This window comes from Hoeflea phototrophica DFL-43 (assembly GCF_000154705.2).
Classification (GTDB): domain Bacteria; phylum Pseudomonadota; class Alphaproteobacteria; order Rhizobiales; family Rhizobiaceae; genus Hoeflea; species Hoeflea phototrophica.
The window spans coordinates 20,087-31,730 of record NZ_CM002917.1 but is presented as its reverse complement, the minus strand read 5'-3'; the positions used below and the strand labels follow the sequence as shown (position 1 = coordinate 31,730).

Annotated in this window: 9 protein-coding genes; 1 reads left to right on the top strand and 8 read right to left on the bottom strand. The window is 58.1% G+C overall.

Annotation, left to right across the window (positions count from 1 at the left end; translation table 11 throughout):
- Window positions 1-11: 11 nt before the first annotated feature.
- The 8 genes from HPDFL43_RS00180 to HPDFL43_RS00145 all read right to left on the bottom strand — a co-directional run bounded on the left by HPDFL43_RS00180 (window position 12) and on the right by HPDFL43_RS00145 (window position 9,628).
- Window positions 12-1,505: a bifunctional tRNA (adenosine(37)-N6)-threonylcarbamoyltransferase complex ATPase subunit type 1 TsaE/phosphotransferase gene (locus tag HPDFL43_RS00180; protein ID WP_007199520.1), complete on the bottom strand. Its 1,494-nt coding sequence runs from the start codon at window positions 1,503-1,505 to the stop codon at window positions 12-14.
- A 21-nt stretch (window positions 1,506-1,526) separates the two neighbouring features.
- A complete protein-coding gene (locus HPDFL43_RS00175; RefSeq protein WP_156970139.1) occupies window positions 1,527-4,055 on the bottom strand; it encodes a sensor histidine kinase in 2,529 nt (842 codons plus the stop codon).
- A 194-nt stretch (window positions 4,056-4,249) separates the two neighbouring features.
- Window positions 4,250-5,644 carry an adenosylhomocysteinase gene (gene ahcY / locus HPDFL43_RS00170; RefSeq protein WP_007199518.1) on the bottom strand — a complete coding sequence of 465 codons (1,395 nt, stop codon included), beginning with the start codon at window positions 5,642-5,644 and terminating at the stop codon, window positions 4,250-4,252.
- 118 nt (window positions 5,645-5,762) lie between these two features.
- The gene (locus HPDFL43_RS00165; protein ID WP_007199517.1) at window positions 5,763-6,050 is read right to left on the bottom strand and encodes an HPr family phosphocarrier protein; all 288 of its coding nucleotides are present in this window, start codon (window positions 6,048-6,050) and stop codon (window positions 5,763-5,765) included.
- Window positions 6,047-6,448, bottom strand: a complete 402-nt coding sequence (locus tag HPDFL43_RS00160; RefSeq protein WP_007199516.1) for a PTS sugar transporter subunit IIA — start codon at window positions 6,446-6,448, stop codon at window positions 6,047-6,049. Before HPDFL43_RS00160 ends, HPDFL43_RS00165 begins: the two co-directional genes overlap by 4 nt.
- Window positions 6,449-6,603: 155 nt before the next feature.
- On the bottom strand, window positions 6,604-7,074 hold the full coding sequence (locus HPDFL43_RS00155) for an HPr kinase/phosphorylase (RefSeq protein ID WP_245271085.1): 471 nt from the start codon (window positions 7,072-7,074) through the stop codon (window positions 6,604-6,606).
- Window positions 7,071-8,855 (bottom strand): sensor histidine kinase, encoded by a 1,785-nt coding sequence (locus HPDFL43_RS00150; RefSeq protein ID WP_007199514.1) that lies wholly within the window; start codon window positions 8,853-8,855, stop codon window positions 7,071-7,073. Before HPDFL43_RS00150 ends, HPDFL43_RS00155 begins: the two co-directional genes overlap by 4 nt.
- A 59-nt stretch (window positions 8,856-8,914) precedes the next feature.
- Window positions 8,915-9,628, bottom strand: a complete 714-nt coding sequence (locus HPDFL43_RS00145) for a response regulator transcription factor (RefSeq protein ID WP_040449432.1) — start codon at window positions 9,626-9,628, stop codon at window positions 8,915-8,917.
- 345 nt (window positions 9,629-9,973) lie between these two features.
- Between HPDFL43_RS00145 and HPDFL43_RS00140 the strand changes: the two genes are divergently transcribed.
- A complete protein-coding gene (locus tag HPDFL43_RS00140; RefSeq protein ID WP_040448840.1) occupies window positions 9,974-11,587 on the top strand; it encodes a phosphoenolpyruvate carboxykinase in 1,614 nt (537 codons plus the stop codon).
- The last annotated feature ends 57 nt before the right edge of the window (window positions 11,588-11,644 follow it).

Sequence of the window (11,644 nt, the reverse complement as noted above, 5' to 3'; positions counted from 1 at the left end):
GCTGGCCCGGTTTATGATTCGGTCTCACCAATACCAACGCGTGTGAACCAGGATCGCAAGGGCCGCAGGGCGGGATGATTGAGCGATTGCGCAATATAGGCTTCAATTCGCGGCAGATGGCGCAGATAAGCCGGTTTTCCGTCCCGCTGGTCCAGCCGGACAAAGATCCCCAGGATCTTAGCGGCGCGCTGGGCGGCCATGATCGCATAAGCTTCGCGGAACGCCGCCTCATCAAATGCAGGATCGACTTCATGGCGTGCGGCGATGTAGCGGGCGAGGAGCTTTTCGGCGAGCTCGGGCTCAATGGTCACCCGCGCGTCCTGGCACAGAGACGCCACATCATAGGCCGATGGGCCGATCATCGCGTCCTGAAAGTCAATAATGCCAAGACGATCGAATCCCTGCCGTTCGCTACGCCAGATGAGGTTGGGTGAATGGTAGTCGCGCAGCACCAGGGCTTTTTCGGCGGCTTCAAGCGATGAAAACAGTCCGGACCAGATTGCAAGATACTCCTGGCGATCGCTGTCCGGCAGCGGATGTCCGGTGCGCCAAGGCAGATACCAGTCCGTCAGCAGTTCGATCTCGATCTGCATAGCCCGTGGATCGTAAGCCGGCACATGATGTTCAGCGCCAGCGATTGGAATTGTTGTTGGCGGGGTCTTGCCATGTAGCGCCGCCAGACAGTCGACGGCAAGCTGATAGCGTTCGGCAACCGGCGCGCCTTGTTCATCAAGAAGGCCTCCGGAGCCAAGATATTCGACCAGCAGGAAGCCTTGATCGAGATCTTCCGCCAGAATTTCAGGCGCCGCAAATCCCTGCTCATGTAGCCACTGGGCAATGGCGACGAAAGGCACGACATCTTCCGCCAGATGGGCAATGCGCGAATAGGGCAATCCATCACGAATGGGCGGTCCATCGGGCCGGTGCGGCGCATTCATCAGAATGACCGGATCCTTCCCGTCAGCGCGCACCATTTCATAAGTTCGCGATGAGGCATCGCCCTGTAGGTGACGGCGTTCAGCCGCCAGCAACCCGGCCTGCTCGAGAAAGGCCCGGACAGCACACGACCGCTTGAGCCGATCAAGAAAGTCTGTATTAGCGCTGACAGTTGCCGTACGGGTTGCATCCAGGCCCGCAAAACGGATCTCGACCAAATTTTGCGGTAATCGTTCTGCTGCTTGTTCAGGCCATTCGATCAGCGCCGCACCATCACTCAGCGCATCCTCAAGGCCGAGCTCATCGAGTTCCTCGGCCGATCCGAGGCGATAGAGATCAAAATGCGCGATGGGCAGACGAAGCTCGTAGACCTGCACAAGGGTAAACGTCGGACTCGGCACCTCAAGGTCCGGATCATCTGCGACAGCGCGAATCAGTGCGCGGGCAAAGGTGGTTTTCCCGGCACCCAGATCACCCGAAAGACAAAGACAGTCTCCGGGTTTGAGCGACAAAGCCATATCTTCGGCAAACCGCGTCGTCGCCGCCAGATCTGCAAGACTGAAGATCATTGGAGATATCGGCACCGAAGTTCACTCGGCCGCATCGCGTAGCTGTGGAGCCTTGGTGGGGAAGCGGCACAGAATTGTGGTGCCGCTGCCTTCGCTGTCTTCCACCGAAACCGTGCCGTTATGCAACGAGACGAAGCTCTGGACAATGGACAGTCCCAGACCGGCACCACGACGGCGACCGCCCTGACCGTGGGTTTCGAAGCGGGCGAACACATCCTTTCGCGCACTCTCGGGAATGCCCGGACCGGAATCGGCCACAGAGAAGACAATCGATTCATCCTCCATTGCACAACCCAGCCTCACCACCGAGCCCTCAGGCGCGAAATTGGCAGCATTCATCAGAAGCTTGAACAGGATCTGCTTGAGCCGCTGATAATCACCCATCATCGTTGCCGGCGCATTGGCAGACTCTGTCTCCAGCTTCAGGCCATTCTCCTTGAACCAGTCGGCGATCTGATCAGCGGCCTCCGAGAGGAGGGTATCAATGTTCACCTCGGCAATTTCCAACTGCATGATCCCGGCATCCACCGTGGCGAGATCAAGAATGTCGTTGACGATGGTCAGAAGCACTGAAGAGGAGGTCGAGATATGATCGAGATACTCGGCCTGACGCTCGGTGAGATCGCCAACGCCCGGCGTCTTCAAGAGATCGGTAAAGCCGATGATGTTGGTGAGCGGTGAGCGCAATTCATAAGAGACATGATTGACGAAATCGTTCTTCAGCGCATCCGCCTTGCGCAGCGCCTCATTGGTTTCGGTCAGCATGCGTTCGGCATCGACGCTGTCGGTGACATTGACAAAGGCAACCATGGTTTGACCGTTGGGCAACGGCACCACGGCGTAGTCGAGGATCAGTCCGGTGACCAGTTCAATTCGGCCATCACGCGAGCGGCGTTCTTCATTGAAAGAAGTTATTTCGCCGGCAAAAAGTTTCCAGCCGTCCGGCTCTCGGTAGGAGGGCTCGCATGCAGCCGTGATATCACGGATATGGGTGCCGGGCTTAACCTGCTCTTCGGTGAGCCCCCAAAGTGCGCGGAAAGAGGGGTTGGAGAGACGGATCCGGCCATCGGGGCCAAACACGCCGACGCCCTCGGCCAGATGATCGATGGTTTCGCCCTGGACCTGCAACAAGGTGTTGTACTTGGTTTCCAGATCCACCTTCTCGGTCAGGTTTTCGAACACCCATGTCACCCCGCCCTGCGGATGGGCATTGGCGAAGACGTTAAGGGTTTGACCATCGGGAAGATGCCACAGATGCGGGGTTGTCTCGACCGAGCGGTAGACCGACAGCATCTGTTCCTTCCAATCACGCCATGCGTGCGGCTCCGGCAATTTGCCATCGGCACGCAGACGTTCAAGGAATTCACCATTGTCAGGCCTGCGGGCCAGGAACGGAATGTCGAGTTCCCAGAGTTGCTGGAAGGCCTGATTGTGAAACTGGAGCCTCTGGTCGCGGTCAAAAATCGCGACCGGCGTTGCGAGATGGTCGAGGGTCTCGGAATGACTTTGGATTGTGCGGCGAAGTTCCTCGCGCAGATCCTCTTCCACTGAAACGTCAAGGGCAAGTCCCGCATTGCCGCCGGGTGTCTTGACATCGGCCACTTCGAGAAAGCGCCTGTGACCCTGGATCACGGTTGAAACCCGGTCCAGGAAAGGCCGTTCCGGGGTGGCTGCCGCGCGGATTTTTTCGCGCGCCGCGGTTCCCAGAAGCTCCATGCCACGTTCGATTGTGTCGGAGCGGTCCGGGCCTTCGACAGCACGAACATAGGCATTGTTGACCCATAGCAGTTTAGCATCAGAACCCCTGAGCCAGGCCGGCATATCGATCACGTCAAGCAGGGTCTGAAAGGTATCGACCGAAGCCAGCAGGCGGTCGCGTTCGGTCTTGAGCTCGGCGAGTTCGGCACGGACGTTGGACAGCGCCACAAACCGGACGAAGGCGCGCCCGCCCGAGACACGGCCCTGGGCCTCGATGACGTGGCCCCGCACGGTCTCAACAATCAGATCGAACCGCTCTGCCTGAGCGCGCAGCAGGTCGATCGACTCATTGAGACTGGCCGCCGAGCGCGGTTCCAGCCAACGGCCGAACGCAAGAAAATCATCGGGCTTCTGCGGTGCGCCCGTCGCCGGGGAAAGGTTCCCCAAGACCTCCGCGGGAACGCCGACGCCATCCCAGACAACGATCTGCCGGTCACGATCGACGATCAGGGACTGATAGCGCGAAAGTTGGGCGTGGGAATCTGCAAGTGCCGTGCGCAGGGCAACGTTCTCAGCATCGATCTTGGCGCGTTCGCGGATCAACCAGATAGCGGAGATCATGGCAGCCGAAATGGCGCCGATGACCATCGCGAAATTGACCACTTCGAGAGAGGAGATCTTGAACCCGCCAGCGCTCTGGGCAAAAGCATGGGAAAACGGGAGGAGAAAGCCTCCGCCGACAAGCGCTGTTCCGGTCAAAAATCGCCGGTACAGGCGCTTCAATCCACCGGTCCATGTGCCTTCGGAACCAGGTTTGCTGTCAATCTGCTGTGAATCCGCCTTCACTGGCATGTCTCCGTCCCCTCGCCGCCTGTTTGACAAGACATCGCCGATCCACTTGCCGCGCCGCCAAACACGAAAGCGAATCATCATCTGAAAACATACAGGCTTCACGAATCACGGTGAAGGGGACGCAGCGCAAAAAGAAACCGCGCCCCTGTTGTCAAGGACGCGGCATCAATATCTTGTGGGTATTGATAGAAAAATCAGTACCTGTAGTGTTCCGGCTTGAACGGGCCTTCGACGGTTACGCCAATATAGTCGGCCTGTTCGGGCTGAAGGCTGGTCAACTTTGCCCCAATCTTGTCGAGATGCAGGCGCGCGACCTTCTCATCAAGGTGCTTGGGCAGGACGTAAACCTCATTCTTGTACTCATCGCCCTTAGTCCAGAGTTCCATCTGCGCCAACACCTGGTTGGTGAAGGAAGCGGACATGACGAAGCTGGGGTGACCGGTCGCATTTCCCAGGTTTAGAAGCCGGCCCTGGCTCAACAGGATCATGCGGTTGCCCGAAGGCATCTCAACCATGTCTACCTGATCCTTGATGTTGGTCCACTTATGGTTCTTCAGGGCTGCAACCTGAATCTCATTGTCGAAGTGGCCGATATTGCCGACAATCGCCATGTCCTTCATCTCGCGCATGTGCTCGAGGCGGATCACGTCCTTGTTGCCGGTTGTGGTGATAAAAATATCAGCGTCCGACGCCACATCTTCCAGCGTTACCACTTCGAAGCCGTCCATGGCGGCCTGCAATGCGCAGATCGGGTCGACTTCGGTGACCTTCACCCGGGCTCCGGCGCCGCGAAGCGATGCTGCCGAACCCTTGCCGACATCACCGTAACCGCAGACTACAGCAACCTTGCCGGCCATCATGGTGTCGGTGGCACGGCGGATACCGTCGACGAGGCTTTCCTTGCAGCCATACTTGTTGTCGAACTTCGACTTGGTGACCGAGTCATTGACGTTGATGGCCGGGAAGGGAAGCAGACCCTTCTTGTGCAATTCATACAGGCGATGGACACCTGTGGTGGTCTCTTCGGACACGCCAACGATCTGGTCGCGGATCTTTGTAAACCAGCCCGGCGAAGCTGCCATGCGTTTCTTGATCTGCGCCTTGATCACTTCTTCCTCTTCGGAAGCGGGAACAGGGATGATGTCCTCACCGGCTTCGGCGCGGGCGCCGAGCAGCACATAGAGGGTAGCGTCGCCACCATCATCGAGAATCAGGTTCGGGCCATCCGCAAACATGAACGACTTGTCGAGATAATCCCAATGCTCCTCAAGGGTCTGCCCCTTGATCGCAAACACCGGGACACCGCTCTTGGCAATCGCTGCAGCCGCATGATCCTGGGTCGAGTAGATGTTACACGAAGCCCAGCGGACATCGGCGCCGAGCGACGTCAATGTCTCAATCAGGACGGCGGTCTGAATGGTCATGTGCAACGAACCGACGATGCGCGCGCCCTTGAGCGGCTGGCTGCTGCCGTATTCTTCGCGCAGCGCCATCAGGCCCGGCATTTCAGTTTCAGCAATATCGAGTTCCTTGCGGCCAAAATCGGCCAATGCGATATCGGCGACAACATAATCATTGGTTGCGGTCATGTTCATTATCCCACGGTTTTACCTGCCCTGGCGGGCATGGCGTGTTTATTTGAGCGTGCAATAGCAGGAAACGATCAGAGTGGCAACACGATATAAAGATGTCTTTATGTGTACTTAATTATTCGTCTTCGCCAAAGCGATCCTTGACCAATGCTTCCAGCGCGTCGAGGACTTCGGTGGCCTGACGCCCCTCGACCTCGACCTCGATTGAACAACCGGGGCTGGCCGCCAGCATCATCAATCCCATGATCGAAGTGCCGCCGACGGTCGAACCTTCACGGGTCACCCGAACGGTCGCATCATAACCTTCCACAGTCTGCACAAACCGTGCGGAAGCGCGCGCATGCAGGCCGCGTTTGTTGATGATTTTGAGGGTCCGTGACTGAACTGTGGCTTGTGTGGTCATTTTCCAGCCAGCAACCGGCTGGCGACATTGATGTATTTGCGCCCTGCGTCCTGAGCCTGAGCCAGGGCGTTGTCAATGTCGTTCGCGCCGCGAATCCCCGCGAGCTTGATCAGCATCGGCAGGTTGACCCCGGCAATCACCTCAATACGACCGGAATCCATCACCGAAATCGACAGATTTGAAGGAGTTCCACCGAACATGTCTGTCAGAATGATCACACCCTTGCCGCTTTCAACACGCGAAACAGCACCGACAATGTCCATTCGCCGCTGGTCCATATCGTCTTCAGGTCCGATGCAAACGGTTTCAAGTGCGGTCTGTGGCCCAACCACATGCTCAAGGGCATGCCGGAACTCCTCAGCGAGCTTGCCATGGGTGACAAGCACCAATCCGATCATATTGCCTCCAGCAGCATGCGGCGCGCCCATCCCGGGACCTACCCGCGCCGATTGCTTCGCACTTGCGAATAACACGAAAATTCATCTTGGACAGAAGAGGACGAAGTTCAAGCCAAAAAACGCCCGGAAGCCCGTATTTACGTCACAAGGAAGCCTCAATTGCTCAAAAAGCGATCAGGCCGCAGGGCACACAAGGCCGTCAGGGGATCTGTTGCGCCGTCACGCCACAACCTCTGAAGATGCAGTTCCACGCCATCACACGTGAAGATTTCATTGTCCGGAGGCAACCGGCTCTTAACGGATGGCGGACCCGGCGCGACCGCAAGATGCATGACGGCGCGCCCGATCCGCGGCAAATCCACAATTCCACCGCCCCGCAATTCGAGCTTGCCCCGTATCGGCTCGGGACAGGATGCAATGCATCTGCCCGAATGGACGGTCAGACATGTCCGGTCATCGGCAACCAGCGCCGCATTCCAGCCACGACTGATCGCGCCTGCAAGACAAGCGAAGGCCATGGTGCTCTTGCCCGCGCCGGACGGGCCGACAAAAAGGATCCCCGTTTCGCCCACGACGATTGCCGTGGCGTGCATGGTCTCGCCATTGGCTGAAAACCAACCGCTCAAAGCTGTTCCGCCGGCAGCTCAATGATGAATCGCGCACCAGCCCATTTCCCATCCGTTTGCGGAGCAATGTTCTCGGCGGTCAGTGTTCCGCCATGCGCCTCGATGATCTGCCGGCTGATGGAGAGTCCGAGACCGGAGTTCTGACCAAAGTCTTCACCATCGGGGCGGTCCGTGTAAAAACGCTCAAACACCCTTTCGATGACCTCTGCACGAATTCCGGGCCCGTTGTCCTCGATCAGAACCCGCACAGCGCCGCGGCGACGCGCCAATCGCACCACGATCCGGCCATCGGTTTCGGGGACGAAAGAGCGGGCATTCTCGATCAGATTGGTCACGACCTGACCAAGCCGGAGGTCGTGGCCAACAATGATGAATTTGGTCTTGTCGCCAGCCTTTCCGTCTACCTTGAGATCAATGGCAACCTTCTTGCTTCCGGCCCGGACCTGGCGGGCGATCTCAACCAGATCGGTGAGCAGCGTTCGCATGTCCACAGTCGCGCCATCCTGCCGCGCCAGTTCGGCGTCAAGCCGGGAAGCGTCGGAGATATCGCTGATCAGACGATCCATGCGGCGGACATCATGCAGAATCACATCCAGAAGCCGTTTGCGGGAATGCTCATTGCGCGCAAGCGGAAGCGTTTCGACGGCACTGCGCAACGATGTCAGCGGGTTCTTGAGTTCATGGCTGACATCGGCTGCAAAGCTCTCAATGGCGTCAATGCGGTCATAAAGCGCATTGGTCATGTCGCGCAGCGCCACGGAAAGATTGCCGATTTCGTCCTGTCTGTCTGAAAAGTCGGGAATCTCCTCTCGCGCCTTTACGCCACGGCGGACGCGCACCGCAGCGGCCGAGAGCCGCCTGAGCGGTGTGGCAATGGTGCTCGCAAGCAAAAGCGACAATACACTCGACACCATGAAGGCGACACCGGACACACGGAAAATCGCCATTCTTTCCGCGTGAACGATCTTGTCGATGTCGCCGGCCTGGGTCGACAGCAGCAGAACGCCAAGAACCGCGCGGAAGCGTTGAACCGGGACGGCCACCGAGACGATCAGTTCGCCCGCTTCAGTGACCCGGACGACCGCACCGCGGCCTCCGGCCAGTGCATTCATCACTTCCGGATAGATTGACCCGTCGGCGCCCGGCGGCTCGCGGTAAAGCGGCAGATCGGAGCGTTGGAAGAAGCGGTTGAACCATGCACCAAGGGATTCCGTGAGACTGCGCTGCGTGACTTCGTTGGCGGGTAAATCGTAACGCAGGACCTGTCCGCTGGTGTAAAGGTAGCGCGAATCAAGGATCAGGCTGGCGTCGTCATCATAAATCCGCGCACGGGTGCGGGTTGGCGAAATCAACCGCCGGAGCACCGGTGCAACACGCTCCGGGTTGATCGGAAAATCAAGATTCTCGTTTGAGTTGGTCGGAGAAATGGTTTGTCCGGCCTGCAACTCGAGGAGTTTCTCTGGATCAATGGTGATCGAATTGGTTTCAACGCTTGCAGAGGCCGCAACCGCGCCGGCAATGATTTCGCCCTGGGTGAGGAGGCTTTCGACCCGGGCGTCAATCAGCCCTTCGCGGAACTGATTGAGATAGAGAATGCCCGAGACAAGGACAATCAGCGCCGCGAGATTGAGAAACAGGATACGCCGGGTCAGGCTGGAAAAGATCAGGTGACCAAAAATCCGGCGCACCAAGGTGACCGGATGTATCCAGTTCTTCTGTCGCGTGGCCGCGGCTGAATGATCAGCCTCGCTGCGCAAGTTGTCTTCAGTTTCAATCGCCATGTCACTCTTGCCGCAGGCGGCTTGATGTCAGGGCCGGAGCCCGGACGTGGTGATCGGTTTCATGCGGCTTCGCGAAAGCGGTAGCCCACACCATAAAGCGTTTCGATCATGTCGAAATCATCATCGACCATCTTGAACTTCTTGCGCAGCCGCTTGATGTGGCTGTCGATGGTCCGATCATCGACATAGACCTGTTCATCATAGGCGGCATCCATCAGCGCGTCACGGCTCTTGACGACGCCGGGGCGCTGGGCCAGCGACTGCAGAATCAGAAATTCGGTGACGGTCAGGGTGACCGCTTCGTTCTTCCAGGTGCAGGTGTGGCGCTCCTGATCCATGACCAGGTTTCCGCGCTCCAGCGATTTGGTTGGCGTCGCAGCGGCGCGGCCCGGCGCGGCGGCAGCATCGCGGCTGGCCGCTCGGCGCATGACGGCCTTGACCCGCTCAACCAGCAAACGCTGGGAAAACGGCTTGGTGATGAAATCGTCCGCGCCCATTTTGAGGCCGAACAATTCGTCGATTTCCTCATCCTTGGAGGTGAGAAAAATCACCGGAATATCTGATTTCTGGCGCAGACGGCGCAGCAGTTCCATGCCGTCCATGCGCGGCATCTTGATGTCAAAGATTGCCAGTTGCGGCGGACGGGCAAGCAACCCGTCCAGCGCGGACGCGCCGTCGGTGTAGGTTTCAACACGATACCCTTCTGTTTCGAGCGCAATCGAAACCGAGGTAAGGATGTTGCGGTCGTCATCGACGAGCGCGATTGTCTGCATGATAGTCGTCTCCGTCATGGTCTAGCGAACCTCTGGGTAGTGCCCCCGCTTCAACCCGGTCCAGACCAAGCGTCTGTCTTTTCCGGGCCCCGCCGCCACGTCCATGAGGATAAAGTGAGAACAAAATGTGGCACAGTTCTCCCTAAGTGTCATTCGCTCATTGTCTTTGAGGCTGGTCCCTCACTTCAATTGAACCGATTGAAATTTTGTGCGATTTTTTTAAATCGATTAATACTTTGTTTTCATTGAGTATTCGTCTTCTCAACTGTTGTTTTTTAAAAAAGCCGCCTCTATGGTCCGACAAAATTCGAACCTGTCCAGCGCCTGTAAGAAAAGGAATCCGAAATGAGTAAGGATTTGGGAGTGCGTAATCCGTCGGCCAGTCTGGCCCTGTGCGGCCTCGAGACAACTGGCGTGGTGCGCTACAATCTGGGCGAGGCGGAACTGGTCGAGCTGGCAGTGGCAAACGGGGAAGCAACCCTGACAGCCCATGGCGCGTTGCGCGCGCTCACAGGCCAGCACACCGGCCGGTCGGCCAAGGACAAGTTCGTGGTTCGTGATGCCTCGACCGAAGATCAGATCTGGTGGGACAACAACAAGCCGATGGCTCCCGAAGCGTTCGAAACGCTGCATGCCGACATGATAGCCCATGCGCGCGAGCGTGATCTGTTCGTTCAAGATCTGGTTGGCGGGGCCGATAGTGCCCATGCCCTGCTATCGCGGATCGTCACCGAATATGCCTGGCATGCATTGTTCATCCGCAATCTGCTGATCCGGCCAGAGCGCGCAGCCCTCGCCGGGTTCATGCCCGAGCTTACCATCATCAATCTGCCGTCCTTCCGCGCAAACCCGGAACGGCATGGCTGCCGCAGCGAAACCGTGATCGCCGTCAATCTGGCCAAAGGCCTGGTGTTGATCGGTGGTACATCCTACGCCGGTGAAATGAAGAAGTCGGTGTTCACCGCGCTCAACTATCTGCTTCCGGCGAAAAACGTCATGCCGATGCATTGCTCCGCCAATGCGGGACCTGATGGTGATACGGCAGTGTTTTTTGGCCTTTCGGGAACCGGCAAGACAACTCTGTCGGCAGATCCCGCACGCACGCTGATCGGCGATGACGAGCATGGCTGGGGCGAGGACGGCGTCTTCAATTTCGAAGGCGGCTGCTATGCCAAGACAATCCGGCTGTCACGCGAGGCCGAGCCGGAAATCTTCGGCACCACCGAACGCTTCGGCACCGTACTTGAGAATGTGGTTCTGGATGAAAACCGGATCCCGGATTTCGATGATGGCTCGCTGACCGAAAACACCCGCTGCGCCTATCCGCTGCACTTCATCCCCAATGCCAGCAGCACTGGCAGGGCGGGTCATCCGCGCAACATCATTATGCTGACCGCCGATGCCTTTGGCGTTATGCCGCCTATCGCCAAGCTGACGCCTGAACAGGCAATGTACCACTTCCTGTCGGGCTACACCGCAAAGGTGGCAGGCACCGAAAAGGGCGTTACCGAGCCTGAGGCCACGTTCTCAACCTGCTTCGGCGCACCGTTCATGCCACGCCACCCGTCCGAATATGGCGCGCTTCTTCGCAAGCTGATCAATGATCATCGGGTCAATTGCTGGCTGGTCAACACCGGCTGGACCGGCGGCGCCTATGGCCAGGGTCAGCGCATGCCGATCAAGGCCACGCGCACCCTGCTGACCGCAGCGCTTAATGGATCACTGGAAACCGCCGAGTACCGCAACGATCCGAATTTCGGTTTCGCTGTTCCGGTCACTGTCTCGGGTGTCGACAGCACCATTCTTGATCCGCGCTCAACCTGGTCGGACAAGCACGCCTATGATGCGGCTGCTGATCGGCTGGTGGGGATGTTCATCGACAATTTCGAGAAGTTCGAAAGCCATGTCGATGGGTCGGTTCTCACCGCTGCTCCGGGTTTCAAGGCTGCTGCTGAGTAATCTGGCACCGTCTTCAGACAGGATTTGATCATCAACATTGACCGAACCCGTTCGGTC

Excerpts from the sequence above, each read along its gene's own strand:
- HPDFL43_RS00145 (WP_040449432.1), bottom strand. The coding sequence starts at position 9,628 with ATGCAGACAATCGCGCTCGTCGATGACGACCGCAACATCCTTACCTCG.
- HPDFL43_RS00165 (WP_007199517.1), bottom strand. The coding sequence starts at position 6,050 with ATGACCACACAAGCCACAGTTCAGTCACGGACCCTCAAAATCATCAAC.
- HPDFL43_RS00175 (WP_156970139.1), bottom strand. The coding sequence starts at position 4,055 with ATGCCAGTGAAGGCGGATTCACAGCAGATTGACAGCAAACCTGGTTCC.
- HPDFL43_RS00150 (WP_007199514.1), bottom strand. The coding sequence starts at position 8,855 with ATGGCGATTGAAACTGAAGACAACTTGCGCAGCGAGGCTGATCATTCA.
- HPDFL43_RS00140 (WP_040448840.1), top strand. The coding sequence starts at position 9,974 with ATGAGTAAGGATTTGGGAGTGCGTAATCCGTCGGCCAGTCTGGCCCTG.
- HPDFL43_RS00180 (WP_007199520.1), bottom strand. The coding sequence starts at position 1,505 with ATGATCTTCAGTCTTGCAGATCTGGCGGCGACGACGCGGTTTGCCGAA.
- HPDFL43_RS00160 (WP_007199516.1), bottom strand. The coding sequence starts at position 6,448 with ATGATCGGATTGGTGCTTGTCACCCATGGCAAGCTCGCTGAGGAGTTC.
- ahcY (WP_007199518.1), bottom strand. The coding sequence starts at position 5,644 with ATGACCGCAACCAATGATTATGTTGTCGCCGATATCGCATTGGCCGAT.